The organism is uncultured Pontibacter sp. (genome assembly GCF_947502515.1).
GTDB lineage: Bacteria > Bacteroidota > Bacteroidia > Cytophagales > Hymenobacteraceae > Pontibacter.
Genome location: NZ_CANNAI010000007.1, coordinates 152,571 through 168,639, shown reverse-complemented (window position 1 = coordinate 168,639; position 16,069 = coordinate 152,571). Strand labels below are relative to the sequence as shown.

The window sequence follows — 16,069 nt, the reverse complement described above, 5'->3', positions numbered from 1 at the left end:
GTAAGCCGAATATCTGTTAAAACAAAAAGTCCTGTGCCATATAGGCACAGGACTTTTAAAGTATAGCGTATGTTATGCTAGTTTCGCTTGTTCAACTCGTCACGGATCTTAGCGGCACGCTCGTAGTCCTCTTTTTCGAGGGCCTCGTTGAGCATCTTGTTCAAGTCATCAACCGACGTCTGGTTGAGCGGCTCCTTGGCACTCGGAGTCGATGAAGAGCTGCTCTTTACAGTCATTTCTTCGTTTTCGTCCTCTTCCTCTTCCAGATCGCTCAAAATAATGCCAGCTTCTGACAGCACACTTTCCACCGTGTAGATAGGCACCCCGAACCGCAAACCGATCGCAATGGCGTCGGACGGACGCGCATCCAATTCAAACTCCTTCTCGCCATCAGTGCACATGATCTTGGAATAGAACACGCCCTCTTTCAGGTCTGAGATCAGGATCTCGGTGATGTTCACGCTCATCTGCTCGGCAAAGGTCTTGAACAGATCGTGCGTGAGCGGACGGTTTGGGTTGATTTTCTCTATCTGTATAGCGATGGACTGCGCCTCAAACATACCGATGATGATCGGCAGCCTGCGGTTTCCATCACGCTCTCCCAGCACCAGTGCAAACGATCCCGTCTGTGACTGGCTGGAGGAGAGCCCGAGTATCTCTAGCTGTATTTTTTTCACAATTAAGCTCTTCTTGTTCTATTTGTCTAAAGCTTTTGCAGCTTCTATTAATTTAGGAAGTACCTCGAGCGCATCGCCAACTATGCCATAATCAGCGGCTTTGAAGAACGGCGCTTCCGGATCCTTATTAATAACGACAATCACTTTAGAAGAGTTAACCCCTGCCAGGTGCTGAATGGCACCAGAGATGCCCGCAGCGATGTACAGGTTAGGGCTTACAGTGATACCCGTCTGGCCAACGTGCTCATGGTGAGGGCGCCAGCCGATATCAGAAACAGGCTTGGAGCAAGCGGTTGCAGCACCCAGTTCTTTAGCAAGTTCCTCGATCAGGTGCCAGTTCTCAGGGCCTTTCATACCACGACCACCAGACACGACGATCTCAGCTTCCGGCAGCAACACGCCACCGCCTGTGTCCTGCATCACTGTCTCCTTTGGAGCGGCAGCAAAATCAGACTCCGCCAGGTCAGCTGAAAGCTTCTCTACTGTAGCAGTTGAGCCTCCGTTGCTGATAATGTCGGTGCTGTTTTTCTTAACGGCGATGATCTTCACATCAGATGTCAGGTTTACGTCCGCAAACGCCTTGCCTGAGAACACACCGCGTGTCACCGTGAAGTTGCCACCGTCAATCTTCGGAAGTTCAGTTACGTTGGTAGCCAGTGAGCCGTTCAGTCGAACAGCCAGCTTAGAGCCTACCGCCGCGCCAATGTTAGAGTTGGAGAACACCAGTACTTTGGCGCTTTCCTGCTGGGCCGCTGTCGCGATCACTTTTACGTAAGCGTCAGCTACAAACTGCTTCAGGCGGTCATCGGCGTCGTACAACACCTTGCTGATGCCCTGCTCGCCCAGTTTGGCCAGCGCCTCTTCGTGTACTTCACCAATGGCTACCGCTGTAGCGGTTGTGCCCATGGCCTGCGCTACCTGGCTGCCGTAGGATGCTGCCTCGAGTGAGGACTTCTTGATCTCTCCGTTCAGACCTTCTACAAATACTAATACAGACATATTACAGTACTTTAGCTTCGTTTCTCAATAGTTTAATCAATTCGCCGGCATTCTCCGGTTCAATCAGCTTCACGCCGCTCTTTTTCTCGGGCTTGCTGTAGTTCACGTACTCCGACTTGGCTTCACCACCTGCTGCTTCCACCACTTTGAGTGGTTTGGTGCGGGCTGTCATGATACCGCGCATGTTTGGGATGCGGGGCTCGCACATCGGCTGTTGAGCGCTGGCTACGAAAGGCAGTTTTACCTCCACCACTTCTTTACCACCTTCGATCTCACGCTCCAGACGTGCCGTGCTATCGTCTACCATGTCCAGTTTGAAGGCTGGCGTAACAGACGGAATGCCCATCATCTCGCCTACCATGTTGTGTACCTGGAAGCCGTTGTAGTCGATGGACTCCTTGCCCATCAGGATCATATCATAACCTCCCTCTTTGGCCACGGCAGTAATCTGCTGCGCCACGAAGAAAGCGTCTTTCGGGTGTGCGTTCACGCGGATGGCGTCGTCGGCGCCAATGGCTAGTGCCTTGCGAATGTTCGGCTCAGCGTCGGCTTCGCCCACGTTCAGCACGGTTACGCTGCCGCCTTTGGCCTCTTTCAGCTCAATGGCGCGGGTCAGGGCGTACTCATCCCAAGGGTTGATCACGTACTGTACCCCGTTCTTGTCGAACTCTTTGTTATCTCCAGTAAAGTTGATCTTGGATGTAGTATCCGGAACGTTACTGATGCAAACTAATATTTTCATGATTAGAAATGTTAGCTTATTTAAAATTAGATTTGTGCGAAGTTAGTTAAAATATAGCCAAATAGAAATGTCTCAAAATAGATTAGAACAGCTCTTCAAATTCTACGAAGAAGACCCGAACGATCCATTCACGATCTATGCAATAGCGACAGAGTTACGTGGATCCGAACCGCAAAAAGCGATGGAGTTTTACGAGAAACTGCTGTCTGAGCACGAGCGCTACGTAGGCACTTACTACCATGCGGCCAGCTTATACGCTGAGCTTGGACAACCTGAAAAAGCCGAGCAAACCTACAAAAAAGGAATGCTGATCAGCCGTCAGGAAGGCAACATGCACGCATTTGCCGAGTTGCAACAGGCGTATAACAAGTTTGCAGGCCTTGACTACGAAGACGAGTAGCACCTTTTGCGCTACAGATCAAAAATAGTATGCATGCAGCATATCTGCAAGTATAAATCAGGCTTTTATGCCGAAATGTTTTCTAATGGCTTCTGTAGCGTACTAGATATAGCGCCCGAAGGTTTACGATAGCAAAAAGAAAAGCCACCGCCTTTGCAGGTTTGGTGGCTTTTCCTGTTTATACTTTGGATGGCTACGATAAACTAACCACCAGATCGTCGGTGTTCACCAAAGAGCCTTCCGGCAAATGCAGATCGGCAATCTTGGTGGCTTCTGAAGCTGTGATGGTCGTTTCCATCTTCATAGCCTCGATCACAAACAGCGGCGTGTTTTTCTTCACCTCTTGGTCTTTCTCCACCAGAATCTTTGAAAGCAGCCCCTGCAGCGGTGCCCCGATGTGCTTCGGATTACCTTTGTCTACTTTCTGGTGCTGTACCCGCTCCACTTTCACGGACTTGTCACGCACTTCGATGTTTCGCGTCTGGCCGTTGAGCTTGAAGAACACCGTGCGCATACCGTCCTCGTCCACATGGCCCAGCGACTGGTATTTGATCACGATGGACTTGCCGCGGGCAATGTCGATAATGGCCTCTTCGCCCGGCTGCATGCCGTAGAAGAAAAGGCGCGTCGGGATCTTGGAAACGTTGCCGTACTGCTCTAAGTGTTTGTGATAGGCCTCGTATACCTTGGGATAAAGCTGGTACGAGAGGAAGTCGGTATACTTGGTATGCTCCCCAAACTTCTCCTGAAACTCCCTGAATTCCTGATCCAGATTGATCGGCGCAAGGTGCTCGTTCGGACGCCCGTCGTATGGCTGCTCGTCTTTCAGGACAATAGACTGCAGCTTTTTCGGGAAACCGCCCACCGGCTGGCCCAGATCACCGCGAAACAGTGACTGCACTGATTCCGGGAAGGAAATCTGCTCGCCACGCTCCAGCACATCCACTGTCGTCAGGCCGTTTGACACCAGGTATAGCGCCATGTCGCCTACTACTTTGGAACTTGGCGTTACCTTCACCAGATCCCCAAACAACTGGTTCACTTCCGCATAGGTCTCTTTGATCAGTTCCCACTTATCACCCAAGCCCAGCGCATTGGCCTGCGGACGCAGGTTAGAATACTGTCCGCCCGGAATTTCGTGGTGGTATACCTCGGCCGTTCCTGCTTTCAAGCCAGACTCAAAAGGATAATAGTACTCCCGCACCGTTTCCCAGTAGTTGGAGTGGCGGTTGAGGCTCTTCTGGTCGAACTCTCGGTGCCGCTCCTGAAAACGCATGGCCTCCACCATCGAGTTAAAGTTCGGCTGCGAGGTAAGGCCAGACATAGAACCCAAAGCCACGTCCACCACATCCACACCTGCTTCTATGGCTTTGAGGTACGTGGCTGACTGTATACCTGATGTGTCGTGTGTATGCAAGTGGATTGGCAGTTTCACGGTGTCACGCAGCGCCTCTACCAGCACCTGGGCGGCGTATGGCTTGAGCAAACCAGCCATGTCTTTGATAGCCAGAATGTGTGCCCCAGCTTCTTCGAGTTGTCTGCCCAGTTGCAGGTAGTACTCTAAATTATACTTGGTTTTCTTCGGATTGAGAATATCGCCGGTATAGCAAAGTGTACCCTCCGCCAGACCGCCTGTGCGCTTTCGCACGAAGTCGATGCAGGGCTCCATGCTCTTCATCCAGTTGAGCGAGTCGAAGATTCTGAAAATGTCCACGCCCGTCTCCCACGACTTCTCCACGAACGACTCGATCAGGTTGTCCGGATAGGCCTTATACCCTACCCCGTTCGAACCGCGGATCAGCATCTGGAGCAAAATGTTCGGCACAGCCTCCCGGATCTCAGCCAATCGGCGCCACGGATCCTCGTGCAGGAAGCGCAGGCACACGTCAAACGTGGCGCCGCCCCATACTTCCATGCTGAAAGTCTGCGGATGATCCTTGGCATAGGCTTCAGCTATCTTGAGCATATCAAAAGAGCGCATACGGGTCGCCAACAGCGACTGGTGCGCATCGCGGAAAGTGGTGTCGGTATAGTGGATCTGCTTGTCGTTGCGCAGCCACCTCGAGAACTCCTCGGGCCCAATCTCTGTCAGGAGGTCCTTCGTGCCGCGCTCGTAGTTTTTATTCAGGTTGAAACCCGTGAAATCCGGTTTGGAAAGCACTTTGTCCGGATCTGGTTTTTTTACGTCCGGGTGACCGTTTACGATCACATCAGCCAGGAAACTGAGGAGTTTGGTTGCGCGGTCCTTGCTCTTGCGGAACACAAAGAGCTCTGAGTGATTCTTCACAAAATCCACGGTCGCGTCACCGGAGATGAAGGTTGGGTGATTGATGATGTTCTGCAGGAATTGAATGTTCTGCTTCACGCCACGGATTCGGAACTCATCCAGCGTGCGCGACATCTTCATGGCGGCGTGGCGCAGGGTCGGTGCCTGTGCAGATACTTTTACCAGAAGCGAATCGAAGAACGGACTGATCTTGGCACCCTGGTACACGCTGCCCTGGTCCAAACGAATGCCAAAGCCACCGGCACTGCGGTAGGCGATGATGGTGCCGTAGTCCGGTTTGAAATCATTCTCTGGGTCTTCGGTCGTGATGCGGCACTGGATAGCCACGCCGTTTGCGCGCACGGTGTGCTGCGGACCAAGCAATACTTCCTCGTGATCCAGGGTATAGCCGTCGGCGATGAAGATCTGCGTTTTGATCAGGTCGATGCCGGTGATCATTTCTGTCACGGTGTGCTCCACCTGAATACGCGGATTCACTTCGATGAAGTAGATGTTATTGTTATGCGGCTCCACCAAAAACTCCACCGTGCCCACGTTGTTGTAGTTTACGGCTTTGCAGATGCGGATGGCGTAGTCGTAGAGTTGGTGGCGGGTTTCTTCGCTCAGGCTGATAGCTGGGGCCACTTCTACCACTTTCTGGAAGCGGCGCTGCACCGAGCAGTCGCGCTCGAACAGATGGGTGATGTTGCCAAAGTTATCGGCGACGATCTGCACCTCAATGTGCTTCGGATTCTCCACGTACTTCTCCAGGAAGAGCGTATCGTCGCCAAAGGCTTTCAGGGCTTCGTTCTTCGCTTCAAAAAAGCCTTTCTCCAATTGCTCGTCGTCCCGGATCACACGCATACCGCGACCGCCGCCACCGGCTGCAGCCTTGAGCATGAGCGGATAACCGATGCGGTGCGCCTCTTCCAAAGCGGTGTCATAGGTGTTCAGATCCAGGTCATTGCTCTGGATGATCGGCACATCGCAGCTCACTGCCACTTTCTTAGCCGACACCTTGTCGCCCAGTGCCCCCATCACCTCCGGCCGTGGACCAATGAAGATGATACCGTTCTCAGCACATTTGCGGGAGAAATGCTGGTTTTCGGAAAGGAATCCGTAGCCCGGGTGAATGGCGTCTACTCCATTTTCTTTGGCGATGGCGATGATGCCGTCGATGTCGAGGTAGGGCTGCAGCGGCTGGTTGTCTTTGCCGATCTGGTAAGCCTCGTCAGCTTTGTAGCGGTGCAGGGAGTAGCGGTCTTCATAGGTATAAATGGCCACCGTCTGGATATTAAGCTCCGTACAGGCTCTGAGCACACGGATGGCAATTTCGCCGCGGTTAGCGACAAGTACTTTTTTGATTTTCATATAAGGTGAGATGTAAGGTATAGCTGCACTATATTTTTATGGATAAAGGGCGAAAAGGGAAACACCGATGCGCCACAGGTATAAGCAACACTATAATAATCAGGTATAGACGAATGGCAGACTGGAAATGAAGCGACCTGCCGTTTTGAAAACATCCCTTAATACAGGCTTTTTCAGGATAAGGTTATATTGCAAATTCGAAGGATAAACAGCGTTATTTATACCTTCTTGACTACAGCCTCTGCAACATATTACAAAACACTAATATACCTACAGTTAGGCAGATAGCAAAAAATAGCGCCACCGTTAAACAGTGACGCTACCAAATAAACAACAACCTAAACTTTAATCTGATTAGAAAACCTCTTGCTATGCCTGTCTGGCCTTAGTGCTTTTTGTGCCCCGGCTCGTAAATCAGTCGGAAAAAGGTGCTCATGCGCTCCCGCTCTTTTGTAACCGGTATACCTGTCACAATACCGATCATTAGGCCCTCGTTGATCACCAATCGCATCTGCGGACGCAGCACCATGTCCATGTGTCCGCCCTGCATTTCCTTGTTTACCTCAAGGCCTACAAAGTTGCGGCTGTTCGGTATCATGTAGTGTGCACTGGTGTTGATTTCGTAACTGGTTTCAAGCCCGCTGTGGCCAAAGTGATTGAACACCCGCGGACCGGTATAGATCAGTGAGTGAAAATTGCTGCCCCACTTTTTGGCCGCCACTAGAAAGGGGTTAAACAGAAATCCCTGAAACACATCATCCCGGCGGATGCGATTGAGTTCCTTCAGTTCGAACTCAGTGATGGTACCCAAGGCCATGGACGTATTAAACCGCTTGTTCACCAGAAAGGTATACTGCGCCGCCAGCTTCAGCGACTCGATGCGGTCAGAGGGACGGTTCACCTCCGGGCGACGGTCTTTGCTGTTGGTTGTGTAAACCGACACCGGTACTTCAATCTCCAGTCCCAGCCTGTCGATCGGTGCCCATTCGTATTCCACCAGAAATTCATAGCGGTCGTAGCCGAGGTTGTCGGTCATGCCGGCACCGATGTTCCACTCCTTTTCCCCTTTGTGGGCGCCAAGATCCCGGATCAGGTCAATGTACAGAGGCTCTGCGTGGTTCAGTTTGAGTGGCTTTGGAGCCTGCTGCTGGCTTGTGTCAGGTATAGCTGTTTCCTGGGCGTAAGCTGTAAAAGAAAGTATGGTAATAAAAGCTGAAAGAAGTAAAGTCCGTTTCATAAAAGGTTTAAACCAAAATAAGGACGAAAGTATGGTGGCTCTATTAAAGGCATATTAAAAATAGATTAGAAATAGATTAAAGCAGCTGATCTGAGGTAAAGGGACAGGCTGATTTTGACAGGTATGTGTATATTTGCCACGCAATGTCGCGAAACCTGCTCCTTCTCTGGCTTTCATGTATGCTTCTGCTCCAACCCATGCAGGGCATGGCTGCTATACCTGACAGCACCAACGCAGCGCCAGACAAAGGACGTCTGCTGCTACTCGGCAGTGGCTTTACGGTCGGTTACACGGCCATGCTGGTTTCACTGAACAAGGCTTGGTATAGCGATCAGGAGCGCACAAGTTTCCACTTTTTCAATGACAACCGCCAATGGAAGCAGATGGACAAAGCCGGTCATTTCTGGGGTGCCTTTCACCAGAGCCGTGCAGGTATAGACCTGCTGCGCTGGGCTGGAGTACCCGATAAAAAAGCGATTTTGTACGGCGGTTTGACCGGTATCATCCTACAAACGCCTATTGAGATCTTCGACGGTTTTCAGTCTGACTACGGCGCCTCAGTGGGCGATGCGATTGCCAACACGGTAGGTTCGGCTGCGGTGGTGGCTCAGGAGCTAGCCTGGCGAGAGGTGCGCATCATGCCAAAGTTTTCTTTCCAGACCACCCGGTACGCCGAAGAGCGTCCCAATGTGCTGGGTAGTACCCTGCCGGAGCAGGTTCTGAAAGACTACAATGGGCAGACCTACTGGCTTTCCGTCAATGTAGGCAGCTTTCTGAAAGAAGAGAGCAGGTACCCCAAGTGGCTGAGCATAGCGGTTGGCTATGGTGCACAAGGTATGGTATACAATGATCCGGAGCTGAACAAGGCACGCGGTTTCAATGCCCGCCGCCAGTTCTACCTCAGCCCTGACCTCAACCTGATGCACTTCAAAGGCCGCAGCAAAGTGCTCAACACCACGCTATACGTGCTCAGCATCATCAAAATTCCTGCTCCCGCCCTGGAGTACAACCGCACAGACGGGCTGCGCTTCCATCCGGTATACTTCTAAATCGGCACGATTATTCCGCCGCACAAATCGTATCTTTGTGTAAAGTCAATTTGTACTTGTATAATAAGGTATAGCAAACAACGCTATACCTCAGCACAGGCTTTATGCTTGTGACTAATGAACAACCACTAACGATAACGAGCAACGAAAATATGAACGTAGGAGATCGCGTGCGCCTGATGTCAGGACGAGAGGAAGGCATCATCACCCGCATACTGGATAATAACATTGTAGAGGTCGCCATCGACAACGACTTCACTATACCTGTGTCACGTCGTGAGATTGTGTTGATTGCGCCGGAAGAAGCCAAGGCTTTCCGCAATACCGAGCCTGAGCCCTACGCAAAGCCGGCTACCCGCAAGGAACCGCCGGCCCCCGTGTTGGCCGAAAAAGGGATTTACCTGGCCATGGTGCACCAGTCAGATGAACTGTTGGCTGCCACAGTAGTAAATAACACAGACTACGATGTGCTCTTCGCAAGTGGCGAAGAGCGCAATAATCAGTACCGCGGTTTGCAGAACGACAAGTTGGCCCCGAAAGCCAGCCGTGTAGTGAGTCACTACCACATGAAAGACTTCGAAAAGTGGCCGACACTGATCGTGCAGTTTTTGCAGCATCGCAATGGCAGTCCGAGCTTGTTTGAGCCAGTTACGAAGAAGGTGCAGTTCCGTGCCAACTCTTTCTACAAGAGCAAAAAGACCGCTCCGGTACTCAACAAAGAGGCCTACCTCTTCCAGCTTGACAGCAAACCTGTTGCCGTAGACACTGACAAGATAAAAGAGCAACTCTCAGAGAAGCCTGCTGCACAGGAAAACGTGAAGGTACAGGCACCCGAGCACGAAGTAGATCTGCACATCGAAAAACTGGTGGAAGACCATACTGGTATGAGCAACAGCGCCATGCTGAGGCTACAACTGGATCGTTTTCAGGATGCACTGGACCGCGCCATGGCCGCCAACATGCACGAGATTGTGTTTATTCACGGCTCAGGCAACGGCGTGCTCCGCAAGGAGATTCAAAAGATACTGAGTCGCACCCCGGGCATCCGCTTCTTCGAAGACGCCAAAAAAGAGAAGTTCGGGTATGGCGCAACGTTAGTGAGACTTAGGTGATTGTTAAATTGCTGATGGTTAAAGTGTTGGTATTTTTCAACACGCATTTTGCTTCCCTCGATTTAAGTTCAGAGAGATTGCTCTGCCACAAAATGAATCAGCGTGATTGGAACGATAAGCTCATTTCAACAATTTAACAATTTAACCATCAACAATTAATCATACCTTTGCAGGTATAGAAAGCTTAACAGCAAGCCGTCTTATCGCTGCTCCCGCAAGGGAGGAGAGGAAAGTCCGGGCAACATAGAGCATCCTACTTCCTAACGGGAAGGGGCCTTCCGGGAGACGGGAAGGCTACAGCCAGTGCCACAGAAAATTACCGCCTCGGCTTCGGCCGCGGTAAGGGTGAAAAGGTGCGGTAAGAGCGCACCAGCGGCTGGGTGACCAGTCCGGCTGGGTAAACCTTAGGAGTTGAAAGACCAAATAGGCTGACAGCGTCTCGCTTCGGCGGGGCTAAGGGCTGCTCGTCCGATGTCAGTGGGTAGGTCGATGGAGCCTGTGCGCGAGTGCAGGCCTAGATAAATGATAAGACGTTGGGCTTCGGCCTGATGACAGAACCCGGCTTATAGGCTTGCTGTTAAACTTTTCTTTCCTTTCTTAGATCATTTCTTCTTTTTTCTAGCGTACAGTAGGTTGCAGGTATAGCAAGTTTGATGTTTCATTGCATGCCCTAGCCGGGCGGGCAGATTTTGCCCTGGCCGGGCGGGCCTTACTTTTTTCCTTGATGAAAAAAGTAAGCAAAAAAATCAAGACTCCCCAAACTCGCTGAACGCTCGAACAGTGGGTAGTCATTTTGCGCACCTGGCGCTGCTACTTGTTTCATAGCTACCGTGCGAGTTAGTTTTTCAATGCGTGTCAGCGAAATGTGTGGTCTTTATACTGAAACTATGATACTTATACCTTCGAACTGGCAGTTACTTTAGTCCCCCTCGAAGGTAAGGCCGTTAAGTTCTGTCTGAAATTATCCCCTTGAGGGGATTATAGGGGTGTAAATTCGGTGCTAAGTTGCCAGTAGCGAACTTATTTACAATTCATCCGCAGCCCTTCCCCCTTCTGAGAGCTTCGCTCGAAAGTTTCGACACGCGTCTCGCTTGTCCTCAAGGGGAGAATTTGCTGGAGCTTAACGGCTTTACCCTGCAAAGGGGGCAGCCGGACGACAATCGTGCACGAAAATCCTGTAAATCCATAAATCCTGTAAATCCTGATTCAGACAAGCTCTTCTTCGTATCTTTGCACCCTCAAATGACGCGATTATGACTGAGTTGAAATTATACGACCCGTTCCCGAACATGCAGTTTAGCGAGAAGCACTGCTTTTTGTGCGGGGCACATACCGAACCTGAGAACCGAACCCCAGTATTTGCTACCTGGCTGCAGGACAGGTATAACCTGCGCGATAAAGAGCTGCTCATGCTCGACAAGAGCGTCAGCACATACGGTGATCTCACCATCCCCTGCTGCGACCACTGCCATACCCATCATGTTATTCCGCTTGAGGAAGAAATAGCCAAAGCCACAGAAACAGGTTTGGACGGACTGCAGGCGCTGGAGCCAAAAAAACTATTCCAGTGGATTGGTAAGATGTATTATGGTACGCTGATCACGGAGCTGATCAAGGAGGCGGACCCGCTGATCATGCCGCAGAACCCGGTGAGTGAGAACCCAAAAATGCTGGGCAAATTCCGCGAATTCTTCAAGGTGCTGCAGTCTATGCGGGTGCCAATGGAGTTTTCCGATTTTCTACCCTGCTCCCTGTTTATGCTGGAAGTGAGCCCTACGGAAGATGAGCTGCCTTTTGAATACCAGGACGAGCTGACGACCATGGCCTTTAGCATCAAGCTGGGACCGGTCGTGCTTGTGTGCACGCTCCTCGACAATGGCATCATTGGCAGAGCCCTTGGCAAACTTTACCGCCTGACACAGGGCCAACAGCTGCATCCGGTACAGGTGGCTGAGTTTAAAGCACGTGTATTCTATGCGGCTTATATCTTTAATGTAGTGCCCGAATACTTTGAGCGACCACTCAAGCCGGAGGATACGCATATCACCCTTGACACCATTATCGATGATGTGACGAACGAGATTTTCAACCCCTGGGAGTTGACCGCTTATGCCCATATGTTAGAGGAAATGCTCAAACCTTGGGACATCCGCGAAAATGAGATACTCGCTGAACCTGGCAAACCACTAAGTTTTCTGCTGGATGATCAGCAAAACCTTAAACCAATGGAGCATTTTCAGAAATAAGCTGAATCCGTTTCGCTTTATACCTGCTCCAAACAAAGAAGAGCTCCCTGGTCTGTACCAGGGAGCTCTTCTTTGTTTAGTTACCTATTAAAGTCTACTGCTCTATCACAAAACTCACGTTAACATTAGAAGTCACCGTCACTTCCCCTCCTGCTATGGACGGACCGCCACTTTGTGCCATTTCCATATCCATCGACATTTTCGCATAGCCTATCCGCGGAGAGCCGTTAGAAGAATGTTCGTTGATGGAGTACACCTTACCCACTTTAGCACCTAGTTCAGCTGTCAGGGCATTGGCTTTTTGTTTGGCGTCGGCCACCGCTTTCTTGCGGGCTTCAGCACGGTGCTTCTCAATGTCTGAAACTCTGAAATAGATGTTATCGATGCGGTTCACCCCATTGTCGTACAAACCTGTAAGCAGTTCGTCAAACCTGTTGATTTTTCTGATAACAATGGTCATGGTTTTCTGGGCCATGTAAAATTCGGGCTGTGCTTTCCCAAATTCGTTACCTGAATAGATAGGCTGCAGGTTCACAAAAGAAGTCTGGATATCTTTGGCATCCACGCCCTGCTTGCGCAGGTAGGCAATAATGGCAGCGGCTTGCTTATCGGTTTGCTTCCGGGCCTGATCCAGGGTCTTCTCGCGTGTTTCCACTCCCAGGCTTATCACGACTTCATTTGGTTCAAGTTTCACCTCCCCTATTCCGTTCACACTGATAAGCGGAGGCATGATCTGTTGCTGGGCCATTGCCGGAAACATAGCTGCCAGCAAAAACACAAGGGCGATAAAAGATACTTTTTTCATAGTATTGAATAAAAAAGGTTAGAAACACTCTGGTAAATATAGCTACTTGCTATATAGAACCAATTACAAAGGCCGTACCAGAAATGGATTTGCACAAAAAAACCCTTCACGATTTAAGCGAAGGGTTTCTATTAGCATGAGTTGCTTACTAAGCCTCTAAATCAAAATCCTGGTCAGCTACATATTTGGCGACCAGCACAGCGCCCAGTGTCACAGCACCAGCCGTTAGGATAAGCTGTGTCGTGCTCATGCGGCGGGCACCTTGCAACACCAGTTTTCCAACATCGTGCAATAGCTCAGGCAGTTTATCGTGTTTGCCCTGGAACACATGCATAGCTGACTCCACTGTTTTGGACATATCATGTGGCTGTAGAAGTTTGAGAGCACTTTGTTCCTTCTTGCCCTGGCTTTGTCCGCCATTACCGGCATTCTGGTTGCTCTTGTTATCGTTTTCCATAGTTATACTCGGTTTCGTTTAGGTATTAAGTTCAAGTGATTTTCTTATACGGCATTATGCGCGACAGGATATAACCTACCCCTCTGCACGACCACCGTACTTGGTGATCATCTCGCTCATGCGCTGCATCAGACTGTCGGCGCTGATCATCATACTGGCCGGAAATCCTACTGACAGGTCACTAATCTCAAGCGACTTTGCCTCAGGATTATAGTTGAAGTTGGCATTGACACCCTTCTCGTTTATGCGTCCGCTGTTGCCCTGTAAGTTCATGCCATAGGTCTGAAGTTTGCTTTTCAGTTCATTGTAAGCCTCAGGCGTTACGCCGGTATATAGTGCTCTTTTCGACATAGTATTTATCTCTTTTATGGATGAAAGTATAACGGCACAAGATAAGACGAAGTTTACAAAAGTTACCGCTCGTTATCTGCAGGAATCACCTGCCAGGGCATCAAAAGCGGGAACGGTGCAGAACTTCCACTTTTTCGAAAAATAATTTTGCATACTAAAAATCAGCTTGTATATTTGCACCCGCAATACAGTAGAACGGTCCGTTCGTCTAGGGGTTAGGACTCCAGATTTTCATTCTGGCAACAGGGGTTCGATTCCCCTACGGACTACTAAAAAGCCGGTTCAGGTATACCTGAACCGGCTTTTTTTATGTTCTTAGGTTACTCTTCAGGATGTGTTTCCCATAAAAAGTAACGCACCACTGCGACAGGTTGCAATGGTGCGTTACAGAAAGCTTAAATCTGCTCCACGAAATCTAAAAATACCTTTTTATGCAGTTCAAGGTCCATGTCAGGAGATAATGCTACACGGGCAATATAGTCCTTATCGTCTTCTTTCGTTGTCCCTTGAGTAGATGTTGCAGGTATAGTCCAATAACATCCTTTCAGTTGCCCGTAGCTCACGCAGTATTTACTTTCGTGGGGAATTTCTTCGATCATTAAATTGATCAGTTTTAAATTCAACTCCCTTTTATAGGCTTCTCTTTCTGCATCGGTATCCCCCTTCGTAGGAAGATCCAGTGAAAACACGGATGGCGTAAATCCTTCCTGCGCCAGTTCTTCGGAAACGAAATTGATTTTAGCCGCTGGCAAAACCTCTTTGATAAAGTTTACATAGTCACGAGTGTTCTTATAAGCATCTGCAATTCGTTGATTCATGGAAGGCAGCTGCTCTGCCAGTATCTCCATCTGAAGATCAGTAGCCTCGTTGTCACAGAGTATCAGGTGCTTTTCTATCTTTTCGAGCAAAGCTTCGGCCTTTGTGTTTGCTACACAGTAGCCGGCAGTAACTTTCCCGCCACTCGGAAATTTCGATCCGCTCACATAGGAGATTGTCCTGACCGTGGAGAGTATACCCTCTTCACTTGCGAACTGCACATTCGGGCAAAATGTCTGATCCAGGATAAAGACCGGATCGATCGCAACTTCACCGGCTGCAGTCTTGCGCTCTTTACTTAGAACATCTCTTAGTTTTTGAAGATCCGGAACCTCGACCCTCGGGTTTGTTGGAATCTCAGCGATGATGTATGGGACAGCATCCTGGCTGGCAATCCTGTCCAGCACGGTATCAATACTTTGAACCATATCGTGCTCCCCATCAACAAGTAAGTCCACCACTTCAACATTATCCAAACAAGCAGCTACTCGTCTTGCCTGGTCGTTTGTTCCACCATAGCAATTGGGGGGAACAATAAATCGGATACCCTTGCCTTTATGTCTTTCCAGGGCCTCGTGTACCAGCCCCATCATGATGGCATACTGCATAGACAGGCCGGATGAAGCAGCGAGCGCTTTTGTATTAGTACCGTTAATCTTTCTGATTGACTCTACTACACGGGCTTTGTTCTTGGCAACATCACGCTGCTTATGATCAGAAGAAGGTTTTCCTGTAAGCTGCTGCAGGGCAGCAAAACTATTAGCCGGCGTCATGGCAATGGTTTCTCTTCTTCGCACATGCTGAATTTCAGAGATATAGCGCTCATTTTGTTCCCCGTTCACCAACAAGATACTTCCAAACTGAGAGTGAACCTGGACAAAGAAGTCAATCGTCGGGTTGAGGTCCACTTTCCCAATCTCATCTTCCTGCGAAATGAAAATGGTACTACCATCAAACTCAGAAACCTCTTCTATATTCTCAACCTGCTTTAAGTCAAATTTATAACCATAAACTTGCTTCAGTACTTCAGCATCGAATGCATCCGGCAACTCGCCGGTATAAAGGACCTGCGTATTCTTATGATCCAGTAAGTTTTTTCTGAGAACTGCTAAAACAGGAACCGTTCTGGAAGAAAAGCTGATAACATTCTCCGGTTTCAGATTATGCATCTTGGCAATACTCCATTCCAATATAGAAGATAAGGGATGTCCCAATCGAATGTAATCGAATGCAGTGGGCAATTCACTAAGCGCTGCTGTTTCAGAATCGCTGTCCTTGTACAGTTTTTCAAACTGCTCTAAGAATTGGGTTTTGGCTAATTGTTCATTGTAAATATCCAGTCGGTGGGTAGTAAGCTTCAACCAATCGGTTGGCATATTTTCTAATACACCTTGTATATAATGAAGCACTTTATTTCCTTTCATAATTTTTATCTTGAGATAAGCTATAAAATACAAAGTAGTAGAAAATATAACTTCCTGCCTAGTTTTAAACTGATTGAGAAGATGCTAAACTACTACTGTTGTTTATTAGAGGTCTTC

General features: G+C 49.4%; 13 protein-coding genes, 1 tRNA gene and 1 other RNA gene. 6 read left to right on the top strand and 9 right to left on the bottom strand.

The features are described from left to right. Positions 1 to 77: 77 nt before the first annotated feature. From Q1A54_RS17095 to Q1A54_RS17085, 3 genes are read right to left on the bottom strand one after another with little or no spacing between them, the layout of a single operon-like run. Complete coding sequence (locus Q1A54_RS17095; RefSeq protein WP_196119719.1) at positions 78 to 677, bottom strand: bifunctional nuclease family protein; 600 nt, start codon at positions 675 to 677, stop codon at positions 78 to 80. A gap of 18 nt (positions 678 to 695) precedes the next feature. Beyond that, positions 696 to 1,676 carry an electron transfer flavoprotein subunit alpha/FixB family protein gene (locus tag Q1A54_RS17090; protein WP_196119721.1) on the bottom strand — a complete coding sequence of 327 codons (981 nt, stop codon included), beginning with the start codon at positions 1,674 to 1,676 and terminating at the stop codon, positions 696 to 698. Position 1,677: 1 nt separating this feature from the next. Further along, positions 1,678 to 2,418, bottom strand: coding sequence for an electron transfer flavoprotein subunit beta/FixA family protein (locus Q1A54_RS17085; protein WP_299990574.1), 741 nt, complete (start codon positions 2,416 to 2,418; stop codon positions 1,678 to 1,680). Positions 2,419 to 2,485: 67 nt separating this feature from the next. Here Q1A54_RS17085 and Q1A54_RS17080 point away from each other — a divergent pair, with 67 nt between their 5' ends. Further along, positions 2,486 to 2,818 carry a tetratricopeptide repeat protein gene (locus tag Q1A54_RS17080; protein ID WP_196119725.1) on the top strand — a complete coding sequence of 111 codons (333 nt, stop codon included), beginning with the start codon at positions 2,486 to 2,488 and terminating at the stop codon, positions 2,816 to 2,818. Between the two features lie 193 nt (positions 2,819 to 3,011). Here the strand turns inward: Q1A54_RS17080 and Q1A54_RS17075 are convergent, their stop codons facing one another. Together Q1A54_RS17075 and Q1A54_RS17070 are read right to left on the bottom strand one after the other, a co-directional pair. Then, complete coding sequence (locus tag Q1A54_RS17075) at positions 3,012 to 6,455, bottom strand: pyruvate carboxylase (RefSeq protein ID WP_299990572.1); 3,444 nt, start codon at positions 6,453 to 6,455, stop codon at positions 3,012 to 3,014. A 385-nt stretch (positions 6,456 to 6,840) separates the two neighbouring features. Beyond that, positions 6,841 to 7,692 carry an HAEPLYID family protein gene (locus tag Q1A54_RS17070; RefSeq protein ID WP_299990570.1) on the bottom strand — a complete coding sequence of 284 codons (852 nt, stop codon included), beginning with the start codon at positions 7,690 to 7,692 and terminating at the stop codon, positions 6,841 to 6,843. 179 nt (positions 7,693 to 7,871) lie between these two features. On the opposite strand from Q1A54_RS17070, the gene Q1A54_RS17065 reads away from it, so the two are divergent. The 4 genes from Q1A54_RS17065 (at position 7,872) to Q1A54_RS17050 (ending at position 12,099) form a co-directional block, all read left to right on the top strand. Further along, entirely contained in the window at positions 7,872 to 8,741 is an 870-nt protein-coding gene (locus Q1A54_RS17065; protein ID WP_299990568.1) for a DUF2279 domain-containing protein, read from the top strand. Positions 8,742 to 8,893: 152 nt separating this feature from the next. Then, positions 8,894 to 9,853, top strand: coding sequence for a Smr/MutS family protein (locus Q1A54_RS17060; RefSeq protein WP_299990566.1), 960 nt, complete (start codon positions 8,894 to 8,896; stop codon positions 9,851 to 9,853). A gap of 187 nt (positions 9,854 to 10,040) precedes the next feature. Continuing rightward, an RNA gene (gene rnpB, locus Q1A54_RS17055) (RNase P RNA component class A) lies at positions 10,041 to 10,435 on the top strand. Positions 10,436 to 11,106: 671 nt separating this feature from the next. Further along, positions 11,107 to 12,099: a hypothetical protein gene (locus Q1A54_RS17050; protein ID WP_299990565.1), complete on the top strand. Its 993-nt coding sequence runs from the start codon at positions 11,107 to 11,109 to the stop codon at positions 12,097 to 12,099. A 94-nt stretch (positions 12,100 to 12,193) separates the two neighbouring features. On the opposite strand, the gene Q1A54_RS17045 is transcribed toward Q1A54_RS17050, so the two are convergent. The 3 genes from Q1A54_RS17045 to Q1A54_RS17035 all read right to left on the bottom strand — a co-directional run bounded on the left by Q1A54_RS17045 (position 12,194) and on the right by Q1A54_RS17035 (position 13,712). Continuing rightward, positions 12,194 to 12,904, bottom strand: coding sequence for an SIMPL domain-containing protein (locus tag Q1A54_RS17045; RefSeq protein WP_299990564.1), 711 nt, complete (start codon positions 12,902 to 12,904; stop codon positions 12,194 to 12,196). A 148-nt stretch (positions 12,905 to 13,052) separates the two neighbouring features. Next, the gene (locus tag Q1A54_RS17040) at positions 13,053 to 13,361 is read right to left on the bottom strand and encodes a hypothetical protein (RefSeq protein ID WP_007654587.1); all 309 of its coding nucleotides are present in this window, start codon (positions 13,359 to 13,361) and stop codon (positions 13,053 to 13,055) included. Between the two features lie 75 nt (positions 13,362 to 13,436). Next, positions 13,437 to 13,712: a hypothetical protein gene (locus Q1A54_RS17035; RefSeq protein ID WP_299990561.1), complete on the bottom strand. Its 276-nt coding sequence runs from the start codon at positions 13,710 to 13,712 to the stop codon at positions 13,437 to 13,439. Between the two features lie 197 nt (positions 13,713 to 13,909). On the opposite strand from Q1A54_RS17035, the gene Q1A54_RS17030 reads away from it, so the two are divergent. Beyond that, positions 13,910 to 13,981, top strand: a tRNA-Glu gene (locus tag Q1A54_RS17030). Positions 13,982 to 14,107: 126 nt separating this feature from the next. On the opposite strand, the gene Q1A54_RS17025 is transcribed toward Q1A54_RS17030, so the two are convergent. Further along, positions 14,108 to 15,952 carry a PLP-dependent transferase gene (locus Q1A54_RS17025; RefSeq protein WP_299990559.1) on the bottom strand — a complete coding sequence of 615 codons (1,845 nt, stop codon included), beginning with the start codon at positions 15,950 to 15,952 and terminating at the stop codon, positions 14,108 to 14,110. Positions 15,953 to 16,069 lie beyond the last annotated feature (117 nt).